The following is a 23905-nucleotide window of genomic DNA, read 5'->3' on the forward strand; positions in this document are numbered from 1 at the left end:
CACGATGAGCCGGTGACCACAAAACTGGATCTGCTCAGCCCCAACGTCGAAGTGGCTGTGGTGACCACCGACCTCGATGCGATGATCGAGTTCTACGAGAATTTCCTGGGTCTGGAGTTCCAGGCGGAAATCGACTTCCCCGGCGGCTCGCAGCGTCGTTATGCCCTGGGCAGCAATGTGGTCAAGCTTGTCACCTACACCCCGCCGCCGTCGGAGCCGACGGCCCAGGGCGGCGGCCGGGTGCAGGCGGGGATCAAGTACTTCTCGTTCAGCGTCAAGAATCTCACCCAGCTGGCCGACCGTGTTGCCGCCTCGCCCTATCAGCTGGTCGAGCCACTCACCGAGTTCGAGCCGGTGCCGGGGATGGGGTGGCTGTTCGTGGCCGACCCCGATGGCAACTGGATCGAGTTCTTCGGCACCTTGTGAGTGCCGTTCGGGTGGGGTGTGTGTACCGGCCCCAACACGCGCCGGAACTGCTGTGCGACGCTGCTCGGGCAGCAGACGAGGCCGGTCTCGACGAGCTTTGGGTGTGGGAGGACTGTTTCCTGTCGGGAGGCATCTCGGCGATCGCGGTGGCCCTGGCGAGCACTCGACGCTTGACGATTGGTGTCGGGGTGTTGCCGGTGCCGATGCGCAATGTTGCGGCGACCGCCATGGAGATTGCCACCTTGTCGAGGGCGTTTCCGGGCCGGGTACGTATCGGGGTGGGGCACGGGGTCCAGGACTGGATGGCGCAGATCGGCGCCAAGGTGTCCTCGCCCATGACGCTGCTGCGTGAGTATCTGAGCGCCTTGCGGGCGTTGCTCGACGGCCACCGAGTCACCGTCGCGGGTACCTACATCCACCTCGACGAGGTACAGCTGGAATGGCCTCCTGCGCCGGGGATTGAGTTACTTTGTGCTGCAACAGGTCCCAAAACTCTGCGACTGAGCGGGGAGTTGGCCTCGGGCACCGTCATCACGGGTGGCACCACCGCGCAGGCCCTGCGCTCCGCAGTCGCTCACATCCGCCAGGGGAATGCGGCCGGCACGCCACATTCGGTGGTGGCCTACATTCAGTGCACGGTCGGTGCCGACGCGAAAACTCGAGCCGCACAAGAGCTTCAGAAGTGGGGATTGGATCCCGAATCCGACGCCGCTGTTTACGGCAGTCCGGAGGAGATCGCTGCGGGGGCCCGTCGGTGGATCGATGCCGGTGCCGACACCGTTGTGTTCCAGCCCGCTGCCGACGTCGATTTCGCCGACTTCGCGACGGTGATCGCCAACCAGGTGCAGCCGCTGATCGGTGACCGTTAGCGCTGGCGGAGTCGCCAGCCGAAGTACGCCATGGCGGCACCGCTCACTGCGATTACAGGACCCAGCACGGACCAGGTGGTGGTGTTGCTCATCGGGCTACCTTGGACCACACCGAATCCCTGCAGCATGAACAGCACCCCAAAAAGGGCGATGATCACGCCGAACAGGATGAGAAGCGCGCTACGCATGCCCCGACTGTAATCCCCACCGGGCCGTCGTTCTGAGGAACTGGCCCCCGGTCACTTGCCGGCCGGGCGCTGGGCCATCGGCAAGGTTCGGCGCTGACGCCGCCCCTCTGCGGTCAGGTAGGCCAGACCCGCTGCCGATGACAACAGTGCGACGATGCCTGCCCACGTCCCGAAGCTCACCCAGCCCAGTGCAAACCCCACCACGCAGGCGACGAACGCAACGACGCCGGTGCCGATCAGCAGTGCGCCCAACACTGAAACGCTGCTGTTTGCGGTGTGCTGCGGCGACCTGGTCATGTCTGTCTCTCCTGTCTGTGGCTCGCCGGATCTCGACCGGGGTGGGTATCTCCTGGTAGGGACGGTGATACCCCGGTGTTGGCAACACCGAAACACCCAGTGGGGAATAGCCGGCGGGGTTTGTCGCTTTGCATTCACGGGTACCGCTTCGAACGTCAGCCAATCGCAGTGCTGGTGGTCGAGGCATCACCGCGGCACGTTAGGAGGCGACCAGATGTCGGGTAACCACCGTTTCGACCCCGATCGCCGGGCCACGTCGGCTCCCGCGAGCGAGCGTCGATCCACCATCGGCGCGATGGCGTTTCCGGTGGCCATCGCCCTGTCTTTTGCCGGCTTTTCGGCCGCTGTCCTGGTGGCGCATGCCGACTCTGGTGCGGCCATTCCGGCGCCACAACCGCAGGCACATGTTGTAGTCCAGTCGCAGCCGGTCAGTCAGCACGGCACGATCGTTGCCGTCACCGGCGATTCGCTCACCGCGCGCAGCGCCGACGGGCACACCCAGACGTATCGGCTCACCCCCGATACCACCGCCGTCACAGGTATCGGCGGCCAGTCATTCACCAGGGCAACGCCTTTTGCCGTCAATGACGAGGTAGCCATCCATGCGACCGTGACCGGTGAGCTGGCCACTGCGACCGTGGTGGCCGACCGCGCGGTCATCGGTGAGTATGGCCGAGCGATGGACTCGCAGTAGCCCGCAGTTCTGTGGCGTGCTGGCTGGGTGGCGCGCCGAACAGCCGGCGGTATTCGCGGGTGAATTGGGACGCGCTGTCGTAGCCCACGGCATGCCCCACTCCGGCGATGTCGCCGGGGCGCGCCAACAACAGCGTGCGGGCCTGCTGCAAGCGGATCCGTTTCTGGAATTGCAGCGGGCTCATCGCAGTCACCGCCCGGAAGCGTCGGTGCAGGTGCGACGAGCTCATGCCGGACAGCCGGGCCAGGTCCTCGATTCTCATCGGCTCGGCATAGTGGTCGCGAATCCAGGCGATCGTTCGGCTGATCAGCGCCAGATCACTGTCGCCGACCCCCACTTGTCGGACGGTTTCACCCAACGGCCCGGTCAGTAACCGCCAGACGATCTCCTGTTCCAGTAGCGGCGCCAGCACCGCGGCATCGGCCGGCCGATCGAGCAGCTGGAGCAGTCGGGCGAGGGCATCGAGCAGATCATGATCGGCCCAGGTGGTCGCCATGGCTACCGGGCCTGGGCCGGTGTGCGAGCGCTGGACGGGAAGCCGCAGTTGGAGGGCGGCCACTGTCTCGGCCCGCAGCACCACACCCATGGACAGGGACGGAGTTCCAGGTGTGATGTCGATGTAGTGGCCGGTCACCGGGAGCTCGGCGGTGACCACCAGACATTGACCGGCGCGATACTCGTGCACCTGGTCTCCGAGTGACAGGCGCTTGCCGGCCTGCGCCATCAACACCAGTAGCGGCTCGGTGAGCGAGTACTCCGGCGCCGCATCGGCTTTGGTGACCTTGGACAGCAGCAGACCGTCGATGGGGGTGTGCAGGTCCTGGCGGGCGTGCGCTGAGATGCGATCACAGATCCATGCCAGCAGCTCCGGTGTCGAAGGCATGCCCCAACTCAACCATTTCCGGTGCACTCGATGCGTCTGATACGCGCAGATCGAGCAGGATTGTGCAAGCTTGCGCCGGGATCACGCTACCGCGGGCGCCGCCGCCGAGGTTTGCTTGATACATCATCAGCTCACCACGGAGGTTCACCCGATATGTCCCTGGATCACTACGTCACACTCGGCCGTTCAGGTCTACGCGTCAGCCCGTTTGCGCTGGGCGCCATGACATTCGGAACGGATGCAGGTGGGGCGGGCAGCAGTGTGGAGGAGTCCGAACAGATCTTGTCCGCCTATCTTGATCTCGGCGGCAATTTCATCGACACGGCCAACTTCTACACCAACGGCCACTCGGAGGCCATCCTCGGTGACTACTTCGCCAATCGCCCCGGGCGCAGGCAACGGGTGGTGCTCGCGTCGAAGTTCTTCACCAACCTGTTTCCCGGCGACCCCAACGGTGGTGGTGCGGGACGGTCGTCGATCATCGCCCAGGTGGAGGAGTCGCTCCGGCGGATGCGCACCGACTATCTCGACCTCTGCTGGCTGCACAACTGGGATCGGCACACCCCGGTCGAAGAAACCATGCGCGCTCTCGACGATCTGGTCCGGGCCGGCAAGATCCGCTACATCGGCTTTTCCAACAACCCCGCCTGGGTGACGGCGCAGGCGCACATCATGGCTCTGCTGAACGGGTGGACACCGTTGATCGCCCTCCAGGTCGAGTACTCGCTGCTGGCCCGCACCATCGAGGGAGAGGTGGCGCCGTTGGCCCGTGATCAGGGAATGGCGCTGGTGCCCTGGAGCCCGCTGAAGAACGGGTTCCTGTCCGGGAAGTACCGGCGGGGCGGCGATGCCGTCGACTCGGCCCGCACCGCCTATGTGGGCAGTCCCACCGAGGAGCAGTTCCGCGTCATCGACACCGTTGTGGACATCGCGTCCCAGCTCGACGCCTCACCGGCGGCAGTGGCGCTGTCGTGGTTGCGTTCCCGGCCGGGCGCGGTGGTCCCGATCCTCGGCGCGCGTCGCCTGCAGCATCTCGAGGACAACGTCGCCGGCCTGGACCTCGCCCTCGACGCTGAGCATCTTCGGATGCTCGACGCGGTGTCCGCACCCGAGCTCAACGACCCGGCCCCGATGCACGGTGACATGCGGGCCATGCTGCAATTCGCGGGCACCACCGTCGACGGCGAGTCATCGGCGGTGTACCCGCCGCTGCTGCAGAGCGCTACCAGGTACTGACTTCAGGGTGCTGTAGCAGCGGCCGGTGCCCGGTTTCCCTGTGGATCCTCGAGTTCCATGACGGGAACGGTCGGATCCGAGTTCGGCAGTGATGATTCGACACCGAGCGCCGATTCTGGGCGCCGGCCGTCAGGGCTCTCCAACTGGACGCTGGTCTGGGGGCCGGCTGTGATGCCGATGCCGGGATTCGGTGGCTCGGGGTGCGAGTTGCCGACGGAGATACCGTACTGCGCACTGGAATTGGTGAGGCTGCCCTCAGCCTGACCGGTGTTGCCGAGTTGACTGCCCGGCAATCCGCTGAGTTGCTGTCCGGCACCGGCATTGGTGTGGATTTTGACGCCGCGGGCGTCCGTGGTGGCCGGCGGCGCCACCACGATGATGTTGTAGGGGTAGTCGAAACTGCCCGGCTGTGGCGAGACATCGCCGGGGATGTACGGGGGCTGTGGCGGCAGATCCGGTGCCGCGGCCGCGACGGGCACGAGGGTCAGCGATGCCAGCCCGGCGAGCGCGGCCGCCCCGATCATCTGTTGCTTCGACATGTCCACCTCAGATCTTGATGGGTTCGCCGTAGAGGGCGAACTGCGTGTGCGCCGCCGATGTCGAGACACGCAGATAACCATACGACCTGATGGTCACATCGCCGCCGCATGCGTCGGCTTTGACGTGGATGTTGTCGATGTCGATCATGGCCTGGCCGCCGTCGCTGAGCGCCATGTTGGACAGCGGGAGATCCACGATGACACCCGGCTGGACGACGGTCTGGACAAAGCCGGCGGCCCCGCCGGCCACACCGGCGTTGGCGCCTTCGCTGAAGGGCAGACCGATCGAGCCCTGAGGTGCCACGCCGGCGGTGCCGCCGTATTGCAGACCGGTCGACACGTCACGTTGGCACCCGAGTTGGTATCCCACGATGAACAGGCTGTCGGTGATCTCACCGGCTCCGCCGGTGGCAGTGGCGGTACCCGACACGGTCACGAATCCCTCCCGGGAATCGGTGGCGTTTGCCAGGTTGGGCACCGAGTTCACCACTTCACGGTCCAGTTGGATGGTCAGCGTCCAACCATCTCGGGATACTTTCGAATAGACTTTCGGCGCCATGTCCACCGGGTCTGCAGCGGCGGGCGCTATCCCGAAGATCCCGCCGAGCATCACCGTAACCGCAGTAGCTGCCCTCAGAACGGCAACTGATGTCAAGCTGGCCCCCAACGTCTCGTTCACTCTGCGACGGTCATGTCCGACCTCATCCTTGACGCCGGACATCGTCGTCGAGCGCGTGTAAAGGAGGTAACACCTCCTAGCCACCGCTGTATGAACACACGGTGTCCAGTTCTGACCGGTACGAATGTATAACGAATGCGTCCCGCAGCAACTCGTTTGCTCAGGTCTGGGCGCTCCACGCCCGCCAGAGCCGCGCGTAGCGGCCGTCGAGGGCGATCAGCTCACTGTGAGTGCCGTTCTCGACGATCCGGCCGTCGTCCATCACGGCGATCTGATCGGCGGTCGCCGCCTGGGTGAGCCGGTGCGCGACGATCAGGGTGGTTCGACCCGCGGTGGCAGCGGCCGCTGCCGACTCGAGCTCGTTGGCGTGTGAACTGCCGGCCTCGGCGGTCGCCTCGTCCAGTACCACCACCTCCGGGTCGGCCAGGACCAGACGGGCCATCGCGATGTGCTGTGCTTGGGCGGCTGTCAGGGTGGCTCCGTGTTCACCCACCACGGTGTCGAGGCCCTCGTCAAGGGCTTCGACCCACCTGTCGGCTCCCACTCGCTGCAGGGCCGACCAGATCGTGTCGCGATCGGCCTCGGGTGCGATCAGGCGCAGGTCGTCGATCAGCGGCCCTGAGAACACGTGGACCTCCTGGGTGATGCTGGCGACGGTGCGCCGCAGCACAACCGGGTCGATGTCACCGATCGGCGTCCCGCCGATACCCGCCTGGCCACGTGTCGGAGCGAGTAGGCCGGCGATGACGGCGGCCAGAGTGGACTTGCCCGCACCAGTGGCCCCCACCAGCGCACACCGTGTCCCTGCCGCTATCGAGAGCGAAACCCGATGCAGCACATCAGGTCCGGTGCCATAGGAGAAGGACACGTCCTCGACCGAGATGTTCGCGCCTCTCGGAACTCCGGAGCGGTGACCACGTTCAACCGCGGGAATCCGCATGTCGACGACCCCGACCAGGCGCGCCAGGCCGGCCGCCGCCTCTTGAGCTTCGTCGAAGGTGTACATCAGCATGCCGATCGGATTGAACAGCCGGTGGAACATCAGTGCTGCGGCGGTGGTCTGGCCGACGGTCACCGATCCGGACTTCACCAGCAGGAACCCGACGACCAAGGTGGCTGACAGGCCGATGAACTCGGCACGATTGACCCGACCCACCAACCTGGTGAACAGCGTGAAGACGGTGATCGAGATGTCCCGGGCACGCGCCGAGGCAGCCTCGATGTCGCCGTAGTGGCGGTTGTGGGTCTCGTAGGCCTCGATGGTCCGGGCGCCTTGAATGGACTCGACGGTCACCTGGGCTCTGGCGGCGATGGCGATACGCTCGTCGGCGTACATCGGCCCCGAGCGGGGCAGGTACCACCACAGCCCGGCGATATAGGCCGGAATGCACAGTGCCCCCGCCAGCCCCAGACGCCAGTCGAGACTGGCCATTCCGAGGAGGGTCACGACGCCGAGGAAGAATGCGTTGAGAATTGTCGGCAGCACCTCGGAGGCCGCGTTGGCCACGGACGCCACGTCGGCTCCGACGCGGGACAGCAGATCACCGCGGCCGCTCTCCTCGATTGTGGTGGCGGGAAGGTGCAATGCCCGGTCCAACACCTCTTCGCGCAGATCGGCGACGGTGTGTTCTCCGAGTTTGGTGATCAGGTAGCTGGACAGTCCGGTGCCCAGTCCGCCGAGCACCGCGGCCATACCGATGACGGCGGCCAGCCCGATCAGTGTGCCGGGGCTGTTCTCCTCGCGCACCGTGTCGATGAGCGTGCCGAGCAGATAGATCGGCACGGTTGTTGCGGCCGCCGCTACCAACCCCACCGCCACTGCGGCGGCCAGGCCGATTCGCCGGGTCCGCAGATCTGCCAGCAGCCAAGCACCGGTGCGCCGGGCGGTGGCTACGGGAAGTACCGGGGGAGTGACGGATTCACCCGGGCTCATCGCGCCACCCGCTCGCGGTAGTCGGCGTGGGTGACGATCAGATCGTGGTGGGGCCCTACAGCCTCTATCCGGCCGTCGGCGAGTAGGACCACCCGATCAGCGATGGCCAGCAGTGCCGGACTGCTGGTGAAGATCACCGTTGTCCGGCCGTTGTTCTTACGCAGGCGGCGGATCCCGTCGGCGATCGCCTGTTCGGTGACGGCGTCGACCGCGGTGGTCGGATCGTGAAGCACCAGCACCTCAGGATCGGCGACCAGTGCCCGGGCCAGGGTCCAGCGCTGGCGTTGACCGCCGGAGAGGCCGGCGCCGCGTTCGGCAACGGGATGGGCCAGTCCGTCCGGATGCAGGTTCACCACATCGACTGCGCAGGAGGCCTCCAGCGCCGCTTGCACCGTCGCCTCGTCGGTTGCCGGTCCAGTATCGAGATTGGACTCCAAGGTGCCGCTGAACAAGTCGCTGTTGTGGTGTTCGACCAACAGATGTGCCCGGCGCTCGCCCGGCGCCAGCTCGCCGATGCCACGGCCTCCGACCGTGACAGCGCCGAGTTCGCGTTCCCGGCCCGACAGCAGGTCGACCAGGGCGTGGGCGTCGCGGGGATCGCGGGCCAGGATCGCGACCAGCTCGCCCTGTCGTACCGAGAGGGAGAAGTCGTCAAGAGTGGCGTGGGTGGCATCGCGGACTTCGAGGGTCCCGGGTGCGTTGTCGGTCGAAGCCGCGACAGGGAAGTGGACGCGGTGTCGGGTGTCCGAGGACAGCACGTTTGCCACCCGGTTCGCCGACGCCCGGGCCCCGGCCACCCAGCTGGGCACGACGGCGAGCGTTGCAAACGGCTCGATCAGGAACTGGGCCACCCCGATCACCGTGACGAGCTGACCGACCGACAAGCTGCCCGTGATCGCGAAGTAGGCCGCAGCCACGGCGACGGCCATCGCGGCCAGAGCTCCGGCAGCTGCGGCGGCGCCGGTGTGCACACTCTGGATCCGGGCGGCCCGCAGCGCCGCGGTCAGGGAACGCCGGCTGGCCACCCGGTAACGAGCGGCGGCATTGCCTTGGGCTCCGATCCCTGCCAGTGGTCGATGTCCACTGATGAGGTCGGTGGCCAGGGCTGTCGCGCGCCCGACCTCGGCCTGTTGGGCCTCCACCCGCCGGGTGATCAGCGGGGTCGTCAGCTGCAGGCCGGCCGCCACGATCGGCACCCCGATCAGCACCATCAGGCCGAGCTGCAAATCGATTGTCAGCAGCACCACGCCACAGGCCACGGTTGCGACGACGGCACCGGTGACGCGGGGAACGTAGTCGAGCAGGTATGAGGTTTCGTCGGCGTCCGTAGACGAAATCGACAGCAGTTCACCGACTTTGTAGTCGGTACGAATACCCAGCGGGTCGAGTATCTTGCGGCTCAACTCGATCCGCAACAGGTGCGATTCCCGTGCGATCGCGTACATGAGCAGCCGTGCCCCGAACCGGTAGACCACGGTCAATACGACAAACAGCGCGGCCAGCACACCGATCCAGGTGACGATCGCGCTGACGCTGCCCGTCGAGACCGCGCGATCGACGATGATGCCGATCAGCACCGGCACGGCCACTTCGCAGAGCTGATGCACACCGATGAGCCCGGATCCGGGCACCAGCCAACGTAGGTTGCGGGACACGGTGCGGCGCAGCACCCGGGTGCCGGTCCAATCGACCGGGGACGCACTGCCCCGATCGCTGCTAGACAATGCTGACGACTGCCCGGTGGCCGACCGGCGCATCGAGGGTCACCGTCAGTGTGGCGAAGACGGCGATCGCGACGCATGCGCGGTTTGTCGCCTCAGGCAGCGTCCCGGTGCTCAGCTTGATGGCCACGATGTCGGCAGTCTCCTGCACTTCGGCGTGTGCACCGAAACATTGTGGGGTGCCGGTGGTGAACTGCACCGCGATCGTGTCGGGGTCGGGTAGGCGACTCCAGGACTCGATGTTCTGCGCATGACGGTCGACGATGGCCGGGTCGTCGGTGAACTGCGTCTGGCCGGGTGACGGCGGGACCTCCGGCACCATCGTTATGACCGGGGTGCTGGAGTCCTCAGGAGCCGGCTCGGCTGAGGCGACGGCAGCGGGCAGGACGACCGCGCCGACGGCGAGTAGCGCCGAGGTGGTGCGAAGGGCACATCGTTGGGCACGCATCTGCCACAGCGTAGGGCACCACGGGAGATTATTTGGCTGTCGTTTTGCGGGGGACATCCTCGCCCGCCAGCTCGCGGAGGATCTCTGCGGTCGGTGCTTCCCGCGCTGATCGGTATCCGGTGCCCGCCCACAGGTGGACCAGGTCGGCTTCGCCGACGGCCGCAGCTGCCTTGCGCAGCGGGCTGGTCAGATGGTGGATCGCGGGATAGCCCAACGGAGCCAACGGTTCGAACTGGTCGATGAAGCTGTTGCGGAGCCCACGGGCCGGTCGCCCGGTGAACGCTCGGGTGACGACGGTCTCGGTGCGGTGTGGATCCGCCAGGGCCGCCCGGTGGGTGGCCGAAGCGCCGCTCTCGTCGGCACGCAACAGAACGGTGCCGACCGCTACCGCCTGGGCACCGGCGGCCAGCACCGCCGCCACATCACCGGGTGTCGCCACACCCCCCGCTGCGATGAGGGGCCGGGTGGTGCGGTGGGTGACCTCGGCGACCAGGTCGGCCAGCGGTACCGGGGCCGGGAGCCGGTCAGGTGTGAGGGTGCCCGAGTGGCCGCCGGCCACGCTGGCCTGCACGGCAAACATGTCGACACCGGCGTCGGCGGCGAGTTCGGCTTCCTCGGCGCTGGTGACCGTCTGGACAACTATGGTGCCGGCGTTCCGCAGTGCTCGGATGACGTCGGTCTCGGGCACTCCGAAGGTGAAGCTCACGACAGGGACCGGATGCGCTCGCAGCAGGTCAACCTTGGCTCCGAAAGCGTCGTCGTCGTCAACCGGATCCACGGGAAGGGTGAGGCCGAACCGGTCGGCTACCCGTTGTACGTTCGCCGCGTACTCGTGGTAGGCGGCTGGTGTGATCGAGACCTTGTTCGGAGCAAAGAGATTCACGCCGAACGGAATCGACGCGGCCCGTACGGTCTGGATCTCACGGTCCAGCAGCTCCGGGCTCTTGTAGCCGCCGGCCAGAAAACCCATACCGCCGGCGTGCGCCGCGGCCAGAACCATTGCCGTGGTGGTGCCGCCGCCGGCCATCGGCGCGGCGATCATCGGAATGGTCACACCCAGATCTGTCAGTGGTGATGGCATAGCTGCTCCTTCGGCCAACGTCGGTGGTCAGTGCAAGTGATCAGGACGGTGGGAACGTTTGTGCCGGTACATCCGTTCGTCGGCGATACGCATCGGATCCTGTTCTCCGGTGGCGATTCCGGCGCTGAAACCCACCGGCGCACCCGCACGGTCCCATCGTCGGCGCACCTCGTACAGGACGGCCGCCGCGTCGGCGTCGTTCGCTCCCACCAGCAGGAGCAGGAATTCATCACCACCGAGGCGAAAAGCCATGTCTTGAGCTCGTACCGACGAACGTAGGACGTCGGCAAACGCAACCAACAGCCTGTCGCCGGAGTCATGGCCGTTTTGGTCGTTGTAGTCCTTGAAATTGTCGAGGTCGAGCAGCACCAGGGCGGACTCACTGCCGTGGAGGGCAAGTTGTGTTCCGAGCGTGCTGCGGTCGAGCAGCTGTGTGAGGGCATCGGTTTGGGCGATTCGACGCAGTTGCACACTCTGCTCTTCCAAGCGGGCAATCAACCACGCCGGGACCTCTGCGACGATCACCCACATGATGGCCGTCACCACCACCGTGGGGAGCTCAGCGGGGAGGTGTTTTGCGCCGCCGATGACAAATGCCACGACACCCAACGGCACGAGTGCAGGCGACCGCCATCGCGGGCATGTGAGACCCACGAACGCGAAGGTGATCGTGATCGTGCCCGGCAGAATGCGGGTGGCGTCCGGTTCGATCACGCCGACGGCGATGGTGGCGGCCAGCGAGGCCACCGGCCACACCATCAGGAGTGGGCGGCTGTCCTTCCATCCGCGGAACCACCCGAGCAACGCCACGGAGCTGGCAAACATCGCCGCGCCGCCCAACACCCAGTACAGCCCTTGGTCTGTCTTGTTCTCCGCCGCGTATCGACCCGCCGCGGCGTAGAGCCCCAACATGAGAATGAAGGCGGTAAAACCCAGGCCGTGCCAACGCGGCACCAACGGCGACGGGTCGACTGGCCAGGGCACGCGCTAAGAATAAAGTGTTGTTCCACAGTCGTGCGTGGAGACGGACAAGCCTGCTGGGGCCCCGGCAGGCAGTCACAATCGCGAAGCCCCAGCGTCGGCACGATCAGGTTTGCGGCCCCGCTGCGGACAGCCGTCGCAGGCCCATGGATTCGAAGGCCACCACATAGAGCAACGTCACCAGCACCAACCAGTCGACGAACCCGAGTGCGTTCCCCGCGACACCGGGGGCCACCTCTGGTTCATGGAGGAGATGTTGCGCAGCGAACAGGTAGTAGAACAGGAACGTCGCCGCGGCCAGCGCCAGTGTCACGGCTGATCTCACGACATAGTTGGCCGCTGCGCCGAGCTGCGTCGGCCGGTTGCCGAAAGCATTGGCCCAGAAGATCATCCAGAAGACCCAGCAGACGCCGAACTGCGCTGGGTACTGGGTGATTGCGCTGCCGATCGCGGCGGTGGTGGCTGATCCCAACAACACCTTGACCAGCGCGAGAGTCAGGAAATAGATCACGGTTCCGACAATCACGTTGCCGACGGTCGAAGCGAGGGCCACCCGCCCCGGCCGGCCCGCCAGCCGCCAGGGCCAGTTGTCCAAGAGTTGTCCGGTCAGGATGACCGAGACGATCACGCTGTAGAACCAGCCCATCAGGGTGTCGAGGCTCATGACCGGGTCGGATGGGCCCGCAGTTATCGCCGGCAGACCCAGCGCGAAGTACAGCAGCAGAGTGGGCCCCAAGACGGCCGCGATCTCGGCGAGGCCGACGGCGGGTTGGGTCAGACCGAGTTGCGGCCACGGCCAATGCTGCCAATTCAGCACGACGATGACGAAGGTGCCGAACGCGAACAGGACAAAGAGGGCACCGGCGAAGTATCCGAGACCGCCGTCTCGCTCCGGCGCAAAATCGGGGTTCACGCTGCCGAGTCCCGCCGCGAGTATCCAGGTGACGGCAACCCCGAACACCGCGGTCGCGGCGGTGATCGCAAGGCCACGCCAGGGTTGCTTCAGGCGATTGAATCCGGTGAATTCCGCGTTGAATCCCACAAAGACGACAAACAGAATCGCCCAGAACAACGCCGCATTGAACGGAAGCGGGTAGAAGTTCCACGGGCTCAGCTCGGGGTCGGCCAACAGGTACCAGCCGGCCACCGACACACCCAGCACGACAGCAAGATTCGCGAGGCCGAAGACAACCCAGCGGTAGGGAGGCGATTCTCGGGTGGCCGTACCGGTTGATCGAGAAAGCGACTCGACCGGTTCCTCGTCAGGTGGGGTATGCGTTGTCGACATCTGTTCTCTCCTCGCTGTGTGGAGTCGGGCACGCGTCAGGTGTTCGACTCCGACTGGGGAAGGCTCGGTGCTGGAGCACGATCGGGTGAACGCCCGATGGCGACGACTTCCTCCGGGCGCATGTGAGCCAGCACACAGGGGACACGTGACGTACGCAACAGTTACAACGCGTTACACAGCGGACGGCCCGGGCGGGACTCGGCGATTGAATACGTCGGATTCGCCTGGGAATTCCCCTGCCCAACTCGGGTGTCGGGCGGGATACTCCGGTCAGCGAGCGGGCCGATTCGTCCGAGCCGCGACAACCGTGCCACGGCTCGAACCTCTCATGACCTTGGAGTCATCATGGATATGAAACTTGAAGTCATCGTTCTACCGGTCTCCGACGTCGATGTGGCCAAACGCTTCTATCAGGCACTGGACTGGCGGCTGGATGCGGACTCCGCGGTAGACGACGGATATCGGGTGGTGCAGTTGACGCCCCCGGGCTCGATGGCGTCCGTCATCTTCGGCACCGGTGTCACCACAGCCGCGCCGGGCTCCAGTCAAGGGCTGTACCTCGTTGTGAACGACATCGCGGCCGCACGCGGTGAACTGGTGGCTCGCGGCATCGATGTCAGTGACGTATTCCATGACTCGACAGGGGTTTTCAACCATGCCGGCACCGACGCCCGCGTGCCCGGCCCTGATCCCCAGGGGCGCAGCTATGGGTCCTTCGCATCGTTCGCCGACCCGGACGGCAATGCGTGGGTGCTGCAGGAGATCACTGACTGGTTACCGGGCCGCTGACCGATTACCGGATAGCCGAAAAATCCGCAGATTCGGGATGCACCATGGATCCCGTGGATGTCCCGTTTGCATGCCCATCGAGGCGCTGTCCCAGGAGGTAGATCAACCATGAACACAGAACACGTCGTCGCTCTGGTCACCGGGGCCAACCGCGGCCTCGGCCGGCGGTTTGCCATCGAGCTCCTCGCACGCGGTGCAAAGGTCTACGCGGCCGCCCGCCGGCCGGAATCGGTCGATATCCCCGGCGCCACGCCCCTCCAACTCGATATCACCGACCCCGCATCGATCCGCCGCGCCGCCGAGGCCGCGCCCGATGTCAAGGTCCTGATCAACAACGCCGGAATCTCCACTCGCGCCACCCTGCTCGACGGCTCACTGGACGACGTCCGCGCCGAGATGGAGACGCATTACTTCGGGACGCTCCAGGTCATCAGGGCATTTTCTCCGGTGATCGAGAGCAACGGCGGCGGCGCGATCCTGAATGTATTGTCGGTCCTGTCCTGGCTGCATCCCTCGACCAGTGGTGCATACTCGTCGGCCAAGGCCGCAGCCTGGGCCATGACGGACGCTGTTCGAGAGGAACTGGCGCCCAAGGGAATCCATGTCACCGCACTGCATGTCGGATACATGGACACCGATATGGTCAGCTACCTTCCCGCCGACCAGAAGTCGGATCCCGGGGTGGTGGCGGAGATGGCGCTCGACGGCCTGTTCGGCGGCAAGACCGAGGTATTGGCCGACGACTGGTCGCGCGATGCCAAGGCGCAGTTGTCCTCCGTGTCAGGGTGAGTGAACCAAGATGCCTCGTTCATTTGCGAGCCAGCCTCACTGCTGTTGCATCGCGGCGCTGATCGCAGAAGAGCCGCCCAGACAGAGACCACCATCAACGTTGAGCACCACACCGGTGATGTAGCCGGCGGCATCAGAGCACAACCATTGGACGGCGGCGGTGATGTCGGCGGTGGTGGCGAACCGCCCCAGCGGCACAGCCTGTGTCCAACCTGCGACGGCGCTTGCTGACGGTGCGAGTCGCCGCATGCCTTCGGTGCCTTCGACCGGACCCGGCGCCACGGCATTGACTCGAACCCCGTGCTCGCCCCACTCGAGTGCCAGTGTCCTTGTCACCTGGTCGACGCCGGCCTTGGCGGCGCCGACATGGATCTGCCCTTTGGTGGGCATCCAGGCTGTGGCCGCCGTGATGTTGATGACTGCCGCGCCCGGCTTGCGCAGGTGCGGCCACGCGCATCGCATCACGTTGAAGGTGCCGAGCAGATCGATGTCGACCACAGATTTGAAACCATTGGTGCTCAACGTGTGTGCCGGCGAGACAAAGTTCCCGGCAGCACCCGATATGAGTATGTCGATCTCGCCCCAGGTGCCATGGGTGCTGCCCATTGCGGAGGCGACAGCTTCGGCGTCTCGTACATCGGCGGTGAAGCCGAGAGTGGAGCCGCCGTGCGCTGCCAGCGCTGCGAGTGTCGACTCGACCTTCTCCGCGGACCGGCTCAGTACGGCCACTTTGTGGCCGTCACGAGCGTAGGCTTCGGCGATTGCACGGTTGATACCGCTGGTGCCGCCGGCGACGAAGACCACCTTGGAGTCGCTCATGCTGCCGCCGCCAATGCGTTCCCGATTGCGGCAACCACGGTTTCGAGTCCTTTGAGCGGCCGAATCATCACGGTGAACTCGGTGAGGCGGTCCTCCTGGTCCCAGCGGACGATATCCACGCCGCTGACCTCGTGACCGTCAACCTCTGCGGTGAAGAGCAAGACCGCGGAATCCGTGTCCAGCCACTCGTGTTCGTAGGTCATGGTGGGGGCCAGTACGGTCAGCGCCGCCCACAGGAACGGTTCCACCAGGGTTCTTCCCTCCTTCGGTTTGTACATGGCGGGCGACCTCAACACCACGTTTTCAGCCAGCAGATCGTGCAGCGATTCCGGCTGCGGATTTCTGACCAGGTCGTGCCAGCGGGCAATTGCGGGGATGTTCGAGTCGGTCATGGCACTGTCCAGTTCTTCGTCGAGGTGCACACCCTCGGGTGAGGGGGCACTTGTGGGTATCGGAGCCGCCGTGGCCGGCGGTCAGTTGACTTGTCTTGTCCGACTGCTCCAGTGGGGCTCACGCAGAGCTTTTTTGTCGATCTTTCCCACCGGCGTCAGCGGCAAGCTGGCTGCGAACTCAATTGATTTGGGGGCGCTCACCGAACCTTTGAGCCGCTTCACATGGCCGATGAGCTCTTCGGCAGCTGGGACGTGGCCGTCGCGCAGCACAACAACGGCGTGAACCGACTCACCCCACTTGTCGTCGGGGACACCGATGACTGCGCTCGAGGACACAGCGGGATGGCTCGACAAGGCATCCTCCACCTCGCGGGGATACACGTTGTAGCCGCCCGAGATGATCATGTCCTTCTTGCGATCCACGATGTAGAAGAATCCGCGGTCGTCTCGGAATGCCAGGTCACCGGTGTGCAACCACCCCGCGTGTAACGCCTCTGCGGTCTCTTCCGGGCGGTTGTGGTACCCGAGCATGACAGCGGGGGAGCGCACGCAGAGTTCACCGACCTCACCATCGCCGACGGGGTTTCCGCGCTCGTCCAGGACCGCGACCGAGGTTCCGACGACGGCACGGCCACATGAGGCCAGTTGCTCGGGTAGGTGCTCGTCGCCACGAAGCGCCGTGGCAATCGCAGTGTTCTCGGATTGTCCGTAGATCTGCACGAAGATCTCGCCGAATCGTTTCTTGGCCTCCTCGAGCCGGGATGGGGACATCGGCGAGGCCCCGTAGACGATCGTTCTCAGCGATGAGGTATCGAACTCGCCGGCCCGCGCGTGGTCGAGCAGTGCGTACAGCATCGTGGGGACGGTGAAGGCGTAGTTGACCCGGTGCCGCTCGACCGCGTCGTACCATGCCTGCGGGTTGAAGGAACGCAGCAGAACGACGGTGCCGCCACGCAACAAAGTGGGAACGATCGGCAGCAGGGCGACGTGGGTGATCGGACTTGCCGCCAGGTATCGGGGGGACTCGGGCAATGCCCACCCGGCGGTCAGTGACGCGACCTGATGGGCCATCGCCCGGTGCGACAGCAGCACCCCCTTCGGGCGTCCGGTTGTGCCGCCGGTGTACTGCAACAACGCGACGGTGTCGGGGTCGAGAGGCCCGATACGCAGATCCAATGCCGGCTCTGCGCTCGGAGATGGGGTGTCCTCGAAGAGAACGATCACCTTCTTGATACTCGGCACCCGATCGGCGATCGCGCGGCCGTGCACGGCCAGTTCCTCTGCCACGACCAGCACAGAGGCTCCTGAGTCCGAGCACAGGAAGATGTGATCCTCGAGAGAGCCAAGTAGATGCAGGCCGGTGAAGCGGCCGCCGAGCATGATCGCCGCCGCCTGGGCCATCCAGACTTCGGGAATGTTGGGACTCAGTGCGGCGATGCCCGAGCCCGGACCTATACCAAGGTGGTGGAACTGCTCGGCGAACCCCGCCACTTTGGCCGCAGTCTCCGAATAGCTGATCTGGCGTTCACCTGAAATGAAGGCGACGCGCGATCGATGGCGTTGTAGGGCCTCGGCGATGATGTGCCCATAGAGCTGGGGTGCGTGTGGCGTGGACATGGCTGAAGTCGATCTCTCTGGTTGGTTGAGTGCGGCGAGCATTCGAGTCCGCCGCTCGGGAATCGGCCGATGGGTGCCCAAATATGGTCAGCGGTACAGGGTTCGGACGAGTGTGGTCAACGCTCGCATCGCCCACCTGGGCCTTTCGAAAGAGGTGACGTTGACCGGTGCCGGAGCGATCTTTCGTGCGACCGACTGCGCCCAGCTGAACTCCCGTAGGCCATCAGCACCGTGGATCCGGCCGAAGCCCGATTGTCCGACACCACCGAAGGGCAGTGCCGGCATCGCGCCATAGGCGAGCACGGAGTTGACGCTCACCATCCCGACCCGCAGCTGTCGTGCGATTTCCGAACCACGTGCACGGGAGAAAACGGTGGCGCCGAGCCCGAACTCGCTGTCGTTGACCAAAACTACGGCTTCGTCCATGGATTGAACACGGTTGACGATCAGGACCGGACCGAAGGTTTCTTCCTGGAGTGCCGCACAGTCTTCCGGCACGTCGGCCAGCACCACCGGGGACACATAGGGACGGGAAACCGAATCTGTCCCGCCCACCAACAGTCGTCCGCCGGCGGCGATTCCAGCCTTGATGTGACGTTCGATGACATCAACCTGAGCCGGCATCGTTATCGCCCCGAGGTCGAGGAGGGGGTCGGCACCGACGCTGAGTCGCTCGGCTTTGCCGGTCACTGCTGTCATGAAGCGTTCCGCGACCGACTCTGCGACATAGACCCTTTCGATGCCGATGCACGTCTGACCGGCATTGGTCATCGAACCCCACACCGCCGCTTCGGCGGCGGCCTCGATATCGGCATCCGCGTCCACGATCAGCGCATCCTTGCCACCGCATTCCAGGAGCACCGGAGTCAGCGATTCGGCACAGGCAGCCATGACCTTCTTGCCGGTGGGGGTCGACCCGGTGAAGGCTACTTTGTCCACGCCGGCTCTACACAGCGCGTCTCCGGTGATGCCGTTTCCGGTGACCATATGCAGGGGTATCACCGCATCGCTGTCGTTGCCGACCGCGTTGCGCAGCGAGTCGACCAGCCACTGTCCCACGAGGGTGGTGTATTCGCTGGGCTTGTGGATCACGGCATTGCCCGCCGCCAGCGCGTAGGCGATGGCCCCGAGCGGAGAGAACACCGGATAGTTCCACGGCCCGATAACTGCCACCACCCCGTAGGGGTGGTACTCGACCGTCGCGGCGTGGTTGAACATGAGTATCCCGGGTTCGACCCGCCGCCGTTGCAGAACTCGTGTGGCATTCTTGGTGGCCCAATGTAATTGGTTGATGCCGAGCGCGATCTCGAGCTGCGCGTCAGCGCGCGACTTGCCGTTTTCTCGCACGACCAGGTCGGTCAGCTCGTCGTAGTGATCGAGAAGATACCGCCGCCACCGCCGTAGGTGGCGCTCGCGTCGGGCCGGACTCAGAGCGGCCCACCGAACCGCGCTCGTCTTGGCGCTCCGGACCACGTTGCGAACTTGGTCGGCGTTCATGATCGGGTAGTTCGCGATGAGGCTGTTGTCACGAGGATTCAGCGTCGCGAAGTATTGATCCGCGATGTTCTCGGTAATCTCTCCTGCTTCCGGAGAGTCCAGTGTTGCTGATTTGTCCGATATTTGGGTCATGGGGTTTCCTAGGCAGGAGGGACGGAACAGAGCCGCCGCGCGGTCGAGCTATCGAGCGGAAGCCACGGCGAGCCGCCGCAGTCCGGTGAATTCGCCGTCGCAGTAGACGAGGGGCTCACCGACATCACCCAAGATGATGTCGGTGATCTGACCGATCAGGATCAGATGCGTTCCGGAGGAGATGAGTTCGTTCAACTCGCAACTGATGCTGACCAGGCTGTCGGCGAGTACGGGGACTCCTCCGGGTAGTTCCTGCCAGGTGCCGACAGAGAACTTGTCGTTGCCGCGCACGCCATCCATCCCCGCGAACGTGCGCGCCAGGTCGCTGTGATTGTTGCGAAGGATGCTGATTCCAAAGGTTTTTGTGCGTTGAATAGAACTGCCCAGGCGAAGGGTTTTGTTGACACAGGCAATGACGCTGGGCGGTTCGGCGCTCAATGAGGTGACTGCAGTGGCCGTGATACCTTCGGGTCCTTGTTCCCCCTGAGTGGAGATGATGCTGACACCCGCGGCGAGGCGCCGCATTCCGGCGCGAAAATTCTCGGTGGAGACCATCGTGGCTTCCTTTCTAGGCGGCCGAGTACCACAGCCGCCGGCTGGCAGTGTGGGGATACAACATGGCGGGACGGGGGATTCGCCGGAGCAAGACCGTGGACAGCGGGGTGATGACATTGGTCTCGCCGTACCAGAGGAGGTTGTTGAAGTGGATGCTGCGCACTGACCTACGCACAACGACCTCGGCGTCGGCCCCGTTGAGTACCGCTTCGGCGCCCAGATAGCCGCCCACCGATGCCGTCGTCATCCCGTCTGCGTAGAACGCAGGGACGCCTCCGGAGTAGGCGCGGCTGAGGTTCACGATGCCGGGTGCCGACCGCGGCACCCGCCCCCAGGGATAGGCCGGAACCACAGAGCGCGTGAGTGTTTCGTCGACATCATCGACATCGAGGCCCATTGTCTCGGCGAGGCCGAGAAGTTCTTCGACCATCGCTGACTGATGGTGATCGGTGTCGAAGGGCACAGTCGCGTCGACAACTCGGGCCACGATGCCGTACCAGCGCGATTCCGGCGACAGTGGGTCGCTGAACGGTGTGTAGTAGCCGACGTCGATGATCCCGTCGCGGACAAATCCGGTTGCGAGCGCGGTGTGCGGAGCCATCCCGTTGAGGCCACGAGTGCTGGTCTTGAACGGCGCCTGGACAGCGATCACCAGCCGTTGTGGCGGGAGTGTGTTTCCTCCCAACAGTTCCGGTCGATTTGTCGCGTTGACCAGCAGGGGTCTTGAACCTTCGGCGTAGCTCCGCAGATGTTCTGCGGATTCCACCTTCTCCGGGACCAGATGTACCGACAGTTTCTCGGCCATTTCCGCGAGCCCGACCGTGACCCTGCTGTTTCGGAAACCGTAGGCGCTCGGGGGTGCCGACGAGGGATCGCCGCCCAGCCAGACCGCGGGTCCGCTGGCGAGGTCCCAACGGCCTCCGCGCTTCTCTGCCAGACCAACGGTCTGCCGATGGCACGCCGGATTAAAGACAGGCGAGGCGAACTGTTCCACAAGGCCTGCATGGGTGGTGTCCATTGCGGCGGCCATGAAATCTGCTCCGAAACCACGGAGGTTGACTCCCTGAATCAGCTTGCGCGACTCGGGAATCGTCGGGGCCACGACGGTCACCTTGTTCTCGAAGCGTGGATCCTGTGCCAGCCGACCGGCGAAGGTCAGCGCTCCGATCCCATTACCTGCGACCACCACCGAATCGTGAACCGGCACACCCGGCGCCTGAGCTCTCTTGATCTGGCGGGCGGCAAACCGCTGTACCGCTGCTGCGCGAACCCGCTCGGCATCGCTCTCGGTGGGGTTCGCAAACCCGGTGTTCTCGGGCGTACTCATTTCTGCCTCTTTCAGTGCCTGTAGCTTCGGCGGCCAGTTAGGTGATGCGGCTCACTCGTGGTGGCATTGCCATGCTGCGAAGTCGAGAACGGCCGGCACAAGCAACGGGACCGGAAAGACCCCTCTGGAGGTACAAACTGACCTCTCTCGAGGGAGTCGCAGGTCAGTGGCGCGGCGGGTTTGCCGGGTTCATCGCCCTGGACACCCCCAAAGGGGTGGAGAGCTCACCCTTTCGAGGGGCGCCGGGTACTCCGACCTTGACATCTTCCCGACACAGCGGGAACCCTGTTGTGAGGCCATGTAACACGGATCACGGCGAACGGCTTTGACGCAGTGCGTTGTCGCGGATCGTCGCAAAGGGAGTCGTAGATGCCTGTACACCTGGCACCCGTCGCGACGGTACCGAGGCCACAACATCGCTCTGCCGAACCACTCGGATGGCTGAAGTCGGCTCACGCCGCGGAGATGATCGAACTCCTGCACGAGATGAACGGGCATCTCGACGAAGCTCACGACATTGGATCGGTTCTGAACCAGAATCCGTCTCGGAGTGCTCTTGCTGGACTTCTGGCAGTGGTTTCCGAGGACTTGTGCGCGGTCGTCGAAGGACCAGCCGGCACCTCGATGACGGCTGAGCAGATCAGGCGAACCTACCAACTCATACTGAAGTCCGAACGGCTGCGCAGCCGGCGTCAGACAGCTGAGCTGGAGACCCACATCCAGCGACTCACCGCCGTGCAGAGCCAGGCCGATTCGATTCCCACAGATGTGGAGGCTCACGACCTCCTCAGACGAACCAGCGCGGATGTCGCCAGAATCTGCGGTCTGGAACGCACGATGATCCTCTACCGCACCGCTGACTGCCTACGTCTCGAGAGCACCTACGTGCAGGGGGACGACGAGCTCGCCAACGAGTATCAACAGAAGGCGGGCTCCTTGGCGCTGGATTTGGCACCGCATCGGATCGAGACTCATATCGTCCGTAGTCGACGGTCCGCTCTTGTCACCGACCCGATCGATGACCCGAACGCATTTCAGCCCATCGTGAGCATGTTGAGAACCACTGGCTATGTCGTCGCGCCGGTGGTGGCTCTCGGTGAAGTGGTAGCCACCATTCACGGCGACCACGGCTTCAGCGGCTACCCCCTCATCGAGGCGGATCGGGACCTGCTCTCTCGCTTCGCCGAGATTTTTGGGCTGACGCTGGAGCGATCCATCCTCCGGGGGCAGCTCAACAACATCCGCCGGAGCTTACGGTTTGCGCTCGACGAATCGGACGAGATGCTCGATTCCCTGGGTGGCCGTGCTGATTTCCGGGCGTCCAGCGAGGCGAGGACCGCAAGACGGAGTACACCGGGATTCACGGCGGAGAGCCACGAGCCCGTCGCACCTCCTCAGCGTAAGGCCGATGGGTTTGCGCGTCTCACGCCCCGTGAGAGGAGTGTGCTGAATCTGTTGGCGACCGGAGCGTCCAACGCGGACATCGCCCGACGCCTGGTGATCACTGAAGGCACCGTCAAGACTCACGTGAAGAAGGTGCTCCGTAAAACGGGTGCCACCAACCGCAGTCATGCAGCCGCGATGTACCTCCAACAGATGCGGCAATGACCGAACACCGGGTGTGACTGTCAGCCTTGGGTCGCAGCCTTTTTGGCGTTGGCCGCCGCCAGTTCGTCCAGCAGCTTCAGCGACAGGAAGGTCATCGGACCCTTGTCTGCGAACTTGTCGGCCACATTGCCGGCAATCCCGCCCTGCACCGCGAGTTCACTCTGTAGGTCGAGCTTCAACTGGGGGGTGTTCTCGGAGAAGTCGAGGTCAGCCAGGTCGACCCAGACGATGTTGGGGCGAGTGGTGGACTCGTAGACCAGTCGCTTGTTGGTCAGGTCCAGGACCACCTGCCAGATCGTCTGTGACGCATCAGGTTTGCCGGGGTCGGGGATCCGGAAGGGCTGGGCGGCATTGCGGATGACCGAGAACATGGCGGCGATGGCCGCCACCTGACCGGCTGGCTTCGGCAGCCGGTCGGCGTAGTAGGAGGCGCGCGCGAACCGGTCGGCAGCGTTCGTGGAACCAGGCAGAGGCGCGCTGCCACCGAGGCCGTCGAAGTTCTTGACCAGCTCCAGCTGCTGATCGAAGGTCGGGGAGTTTGTCATCACCCGGTAGTCCGTGGAGTGGTACACCTTCGGCTTGCCGTCGACGTACTCGATGATCGCGGAGTCGCCGGTCGCGTCGTCGAGGGCGAGGTGAATGGCCGGTGGCACGCCACCAGTGGGATCGGTCATCTGCACCACTTGCACGTCGGTCTCGGCGATCCATTTCACCGCGTCCGCCACCGTGGCGAAGTTGTCCAGGAAGTACTGCAGCCAGACCGCCTGGCTGAGCTGGGTGCGTGAGTCGTCCGGTGTGCCGTAGGTGGATTCCGCCAACCACAGGATGTGACCAGCCAGACCGGCCTCGTTCAATCCGTCCACGGAGATGATGTCGAAGGAAGTCGCGATCACGCTGCCGTACTTCGAAGTCCAGCTGAGCTTGCCGGAAACTCCGTCATCGCGGGTCACGCCGCGGGGCTGCTTCCACAGGTTGGTCATCAGGTCTTTCTGGAAATCCATGTTTCGACCGACCAGGACCGCATCGCCCGCGTCGGGCCAGAGGACTCGCGTGCACATGACAATGACCCTACCGCGCCATTCGCCGGTCGCTCCGGCAACCGGCGAATGGAGGCAGT

General features: G+C 64.8%; 26 protein-coding genes. 7 read left to right on the forward strand and 19 right to left on the reverse strand.

What is annotated here, in order from left to right:
- Positions 1-12: 12 nt before the first annotated feature.
- A complete protein-coding gene (locus WBB07_RS22880; protein WP_526310848.1) occupies positions 13-426 on the forward strand; it encodes a VOC family protein in 414 nt (137 codons plus the stop codon).
- Positions 427-446: 20 nt separating this feature from the next.
- Positions 447-1295 (forward strand): LLM class flavin-dependent oxidoreductase, encoded by an 849-nt coding sequence (locus WBB07_RS22885; protein WP_526310850.1) that lies wholly within the window; start codon positions 447-449, stop codon positions 1293-1295.
- Here the strand turns inward: WBB07_RS22885 and WBB07_RS22890 are convergent.
- Positions 1292-1483: a hypothetical protein gene (locus WBB07_RS22890; protein ID WP_526310852.1), complete on the reverse strand. Its 192-nt coding sequence runs from the start codon at positions 1481-1483 to the stop codon at positions 1292-1294. The two genes, WBB07_RS22885 and WBB07_RS22890, sit on opposite strands and share 4 nt — an antisense overlap.
- Before the next feature lie 51 nt (positions 1484-1534).
- A complete protein-coding gene (locus WBB07_RS22895) occupies positions 1535-1780 on the reverse strand; it encodes a hypothetical protein (RefSeq protein WP_526310854.1) in 246 nt (81 codons plus the stop codon).
- A 214-nt stretch (positions 1781-1994) separates the two neighbouring features.
- Here WBB07_RS22895 and WBB07_RS22900 point away from each other — a divergent pair, with 214 nt between their 5' ends.
- Positions 1995-2474 carry a hypothetical protein gene (locus WBB07_RS22900; RefSeq protein ID WP_526310856.1) on the forward strand — a complete coding sequence of 160 codons (480 nt, stop codon included), beginning with the start codon at positions 1995-1997 and terminating at the stop codon, positions 2472-2474.
- Here WBB07_RS22900 and WBB07_RS22905 read toward each other — a convergent pair.
- Positions 2437-3357 carry an AraC family transcriptional regulator N-terminal domain-containing protein gene (locus tag WBB07_RS22905; RefSeq protein WP_526310858.1) on the reverse strand — a complete coding sequence of 307 codons (921 nt, stop codon included), beginning with the start codon at positions 3355-3357 and terminating at the stop codon, positions 2437-2439. The genes WBB07_RS22900 and WBB07_RS22905 overlap by 38 nt on opposite strands.
- Complete coding sequence (locus tag WBB07_RS22910) at positions 3320-3505, reverse strand: hypothetical protein (RefSeq protein WP_526310860.1); 186 nt, start codon at positions 3503-3505, stop codon at positions 3320-3322. Before WBB07_RS22910 ends, WBB07_RS22905 begins: the two co-directional genes overlap by 38 nt.
- Before the next feature lie 5 nt (positions 3506-3510).
- Here WBB07_RS22910 and WBB07_RS22915 point away from each other — a divergent pair, with 5 nt between their 5' ends.
- On the forward strand, positions 3511-4593 hold the full coding sequence (locus WBB07_RS22915) for an aldo/keto reductase (protein WP_526310862.1): 1083 nt from the start codon (positions 3511-3513) through the stop codon (positions 4591-4593).
- A 2-nt stretch (positions 4594-4595) separates the two neighbouring features.
- Here the strand turns inward: WBB07_RS22915 and WBB07_RS22920 are convergent, their stop codons facing one another.
- The 8 genes from WBB07_RS22920 to WBB07_RS22955 all read right to left on the reverse strand — a co-directional run bounded on the left by WBB07_RS22920 (position 4596) and on the right by WBB07_RS22955 (position 13263).
- The gene (locus WBB07_RS22920) at positions 4596-5132 is read right to left on the reverse strand and encodes a hypothetical protein (RefSeq protein ID WP_526310864.1); all 537 of its coding nucleotides are present in this window, start codon (positions 5130-5132) and stop codon (positions 4596-4598) included.
- 7 nt (positions 5133-5139) lie between these two features.
- Positions 5140-5742 carry an MspA family porin gene (locus tag WBB07_RS22925; RefSeq protein ID WP_526310959.1) on the reverse strand — a complete coding sequence of 201 codons (603 nt, stop codon included), beginning with the start codon at positions 5740-5742 and terminating at the stop codon, positions 5140-5142.
- 229 nt (positions 5743-5971) lie between these two features.
- Complete coding sequence (locus WBB07_RS22930) at positions 5972-7744, reverse strand: ABC transporter ATP-binding protein (protein WP_526310866.1); 1773 nt, start codon at positions 7742-7744, stop codon at positions 5972-5974.
- Positions 7741-9501: an ABC transporter ATP-binding protein gene (locus WBB07_RS22935; protein WP_526310868.1), complete on the reverse strand. Its 1761-nt coding sequence runs from the start codon at positions 9499-9501 to the stop codon at positions 7741-7743. Before WBB07_RS22935 ends, WBB07_RS22930 begins: the two co-directional genes overlap by 4 nt.
- The gene (locus tag WBB07_RS22940; RefSeq protein WP_526310870.1) at positions 9461-9913 is read right to left on the reverse strand and encodes a hypothetical protein; all 453 of its coding nucleotides are present in this window, start codon (positions 9911-9913) and stop codon (positions 9461-9463) included. The genes WBB07_RS22935 and WBB07_RS22940 overlap by 41 nt, the downstream gene beginning before the upstream one ends.
- Before the next feature lie 28 nt (positions 9914-9941).
- Positions 9942-10994: an NAD(P)H-dependent flavin oxidoreductase gene (locus WBB07_RS22945; protein WP_526310872.1), complete on the reverse strand. Its 1053-nt coding sequence runs from the start codon at positions 10992-10994 to the stop codon at positions 9942-9944.
- A 27-nt stretch (positions 10995-11021) separates the two neighbouring features.
- The gene (locus WBB07_RS22950) at positions 11022-11978 is read right to left on the reverse strand and encodes a GGDEF domain-containing protein (protein ID WP_526310874.1); all 957 of its coding nucleotides are present in this window, start codon (positions 11976-11978) and stop codon (positions 11022-11024) included.
- A 103-nt stretch (positions 11979-12081) separates the two neighbouring features.
- Positions 12082-13263 (reverse strand): hypothetical protein, encoded by a 1182-nt coding sequence (locus WBB07_RS22955; RefSeq protein WP_526310876.1) that lies wholly within the window; start codon positions 13261-13263, stop codon positions 12082-12084.
- A gap of 345 nt (positions 13264-13608) precedes the next feature.
- Between WBB07_RS22955 and WBB07_RS22960 the strand changes: the two genes are divergently transcribed.
- Both WBB07_RS22960 and WBB07_RS22965 read left to right on the forward strand, forming a co-directional pair.
- Complete coding sequence (locus WBB07_RS22960; protein ID WP_526310878.1) at positions 13609-14052, forward strand: VOC family protein; 444 nt, start codon at positions 13609-13611, stop codon at positions 14050-14052.
- 108 nt (positions 14053-14160) lie between these two features.
- Complete coding sequence (locus WBB07_RS22965) at positions 14161-14841, forward strand: SDR family oxidoreductase (protein ID WP_526310880.1); 681 nt, start codon at positions 14161-14163, stop codon at positions 14839-14841.
- 36 nt (positions 14842-14877) lie between these two features.
- On the opposite strand, the gene WBB07_RS22970 is transcribed toward WBB07_RS22965, so the two are convergent.
- From WBB07_RS22970 to WBB07_RS22995, 6 genes are all read right to left on the reverse strand, one after another.
- Positions 14878-15660, reverse strand: a complete 783-nt coding sequence (locus tag WBB07_RS22970; protein WP_526310882.1) for an SDR family oxidoreductase — start codon at positions 15658-15660, stop codon at positions 14878-14880.
- Entirely contained in the window at positions 15657-16052 is a 396-nt protein-coding gene (locus tag WBB07_RS22975) for a nuclear transport factor 2 family protein (protein WP_526310884.1), read from the reverse strand. The genes WBB07_RS22970 and WBB07_RS22975 overlap by 4 nt, the downstream gene beginning before the upstream one ends.
- A gap of 81 nt (positions 16053-16133) precedes the next feature.
- Positions 16134-17669 carry a class I adenylate-forming enzyme family protein gene (locus tag WBB07_RS22980; protein ID WP_526310886.1) on the reverse strand — a complete coding sequence of 512 codons (1536 nt, stop codon included), beginning with the start codon at positions 17667-17669 and terminating at the stop codon, positions 16134-16136.
- Positions 17670-17756: 87 nt separating this feature from the next.
- Positions 17757-19298: an aldehyde dehydrogenase family protein gene (locus WBB07_RS22985; protein ID WP_526310888.1), complete on the reverse strand. Its 1542-nt coding sequence runs from the start codon at positions 19296-19298 to the stop codon at positions 17757-17759.
- A 48-nt stretch (positions 19299-19346) separates the two neighbouring features.
- Positions 19347-19970: a flavin reductase family protein gene (locus WBB07_RS22990; RefSeq protein ID WP_526310890.1), complete on the reverse strand. Its 624-nt coding sequence runs from the start codon at positions 19968-19970 to the stop codon at positions 19347-19349.
- On the reverse strand, positions 19867-21180 hold the full coding sequence (locus WBB07_RS22995; RefSeq protein WP_526310892.1) for a hypothetical protein: 1314 nt from the start codon (positions 21178-21180) through the stop codon (positions 19867-19869). Before WBB07_RS22995 ends, WBB07_RS22990 begins: the two co-directional genes overlap by 104 nt.
- A gap of 369 nt (positions 21181-21549) precedes the next feature.
- Here WBB07_RS22995 and WBB07_RS23000 point away from each other — a divergent pair, with 369 nt between their 5' ends.
- Complete coding sequence (locus WBB07_RS23000; RefSeq protein WP_526310894.1) at positions 21550-22788, forward strand: LuxR C-terminal-related transcriptional regulator; 1239 nt, start codon at positions 21550-21552, stop codon at positions 22786-22788.
- A gap of 20 nt (positions 22789-22808) precedes the next feature.
- On the opposite strand, the gene bsh is transcribed toward WBB07_RS23000, so the two are convergent.
- The gene (gene bsh, locus WBB07_RS23005) at positions 22809-23846 is read right to left on the reverse strand and encodes a bile salt hydrolase (RefSeq protein ID WP_526310896.1); all 1038 of its coding nucleotides are present in this window, start codon (positions 23844-23846) and stop codon (positions 22809-22811) included.
- Positions 23847-23905 lie beyond the last annotated feature (59 nt).

Origin of the sequence: Mycobacterium sp. (genome assembly GCF_049647605.1) — a bacterium.
Lineage (GTDB): Bacteria > Actinomycetota > Actinomycetes > Mycobacteriales > Mycobacteriaceae > Mycobacterium.

Excerpts from the sequence above, each read along its gene's own strand:
- WBB07_RS22890 (WP_526310852.1), bottom strand. The coding sequence starts at position 1,483 with ATGCGTAGCGCGCTTCTCATCCTGTTCGGCGTGATCATCGCCCTTTTT.
- WBB07_RS22895 (WP_526310854.1), bottom strand. The coding sequence starts at position 1,780 with ATGACCAGGTCGCCGCAGCACACCGCAAACAGCAGCGTTTCAGTGTTG.
- WBB07_RS22900 (WP_526310856.1), top strand. The coding sequence starts at position 1,995 with ATGTCGGGTAACCACCGTTTCGACCCCGATCGCCGGGCCACGTCGGCT.
- WBB07_RS22905 (WP_526310858.1), bottom strand. The coding sequence starts at position 3,357 with ATGCCTTCGACACCGGAGCTGCTGGCATGGATCTGTGATCGCATCTCA.
- WBB07_RS22915 (WP_526310862.1), top strand. The coding sequence starts at position 3,511 with ATGTCCCTGGATCACTACGTCACACTCGGCCGTTCAGGTCTACGCGTC.
- WBB07_RS22920 (WP_526310864.1), bottom strand. The coding sequence starts at position 5,132 with ATGTCGAAGCAACAGATGATCGGGGCGGCCGCGCTCGCCGGGCTGGCA.
- WBB07_RS22925 (WP_526310959.1), bottom strand. The coding sequence starts at position 5,742 with ATGCTCGGCGGGATCTTCGGGATAGCGCCCGCCGCTGCAGACCCGGTG.
- WBB07_RS22930 (WP_526310866.1), bottom strand. The coding sequence starts at position 7,744 with ATGAGCCCGGGTGAATCCGTCACTCCCCCGGTACTTCCCGTAGCCACC.
- WBB07_RS22935 (WP_526310868.1), bottom strand. The coding sequence starts at position 9,501 with ATGCGCCGGTCGGCCACCGGGCAGTCGTCAGCATTGTCTAGCAGCGAT.
- WBB07_RS22940 (WP_526310870.1), bottom strand. The coding sequence starts at position 9,913 with ATGCGTGCCCAACGATGTGCCCTTCGCACCACCTCGGCGCTACTCGCC.
- WBB07_RS22945 (WP_526310872.1), bottom strand. The coding sequence starts at position 10,994 with ATGCCATCACCACTGACAGATCTGGGTGTGACCATTCCGATGATCGCC.
- WBB07_RS22955 (WP_526310876.1), bottom strand. The coding sequence starts at position 13,263 with ATGTCGACAACGCATACCCCACCTGACGAGGAACCGGTCGAGTCGCTT.
- WBB07_RS22960 (WP_526310878.1), top strand. The coding sequence starts at position 13,609 with ATGGATATGAAACTTGAAGTCATCGTTCTACCGGTCTCCGACGTCGAT.
- WBB07_RS22965 (WP_526310880.1), top strand. The coding sequence starts at position 14,161 with ATGAACACAGAACACGTCGTCGCTCTGGTCACCGGGGCCAACCGCGGC.
- WBB07_RS22970 (WP_526310882.1), bottom strand. The coding sequence starts at position 15,660 with ATGAGCGACTCCAAGGTGGTCTTCGTCGCCGGCGGCACCAGCGGTATC.
- WBB07_RS22975 (WP_526310884.1), bottom strand. The coding sequence starts at position 16,052 with ATGACCGACTCGAACATCCCCGCAATTGCCCGCTGGCACGACCTGGTC.
- WBB07_RS22980 (WP_526310886.1), bottom strand. The coding sequence starts at position 17,669 with ATGTCCACGCCACACGCACCCCAGCTCTATGGGCACATCATCGCCGAG.
- WBB07_RS22985 (WP_526310888.1), bottom strand. The coding sequence starts at position 19,298 with ATGACCCAAATATCGGACAAATCAGCAACACTGGACTCTCCGGAAGCA.
- WBB07_RS22990 (WP_526310890.1), bottom strand. The coding sequence starts at position 19,970 with ATGTCATCACCCCGCTGTCCACGGTCTTGCTCCGGCGAATCCCCCGTC.
- WBB07_RS22995 (WP_526310892.1), bottom strand. The coding sequence starts at position 21,180 with ATGAGTACGCCCGAGAACACCGGGTTTGCGAACCCCACCGAGAGCGAT.
- WBB07_RS23000 (WP_526310894.1), top strand. The coding sequence starts at position 21,550 with ATGCCTGTACACCTGGCACCCGTCGCGACGGTACCGAGGCCACAACAT.
- bsh (WP_526310896.1), bottom strand. The coding sequence starts at position 23,846 with ATGTGCACGCGAGTCCTCTGGCCCGACGCGGGCGATGCGGTCCTGGTC.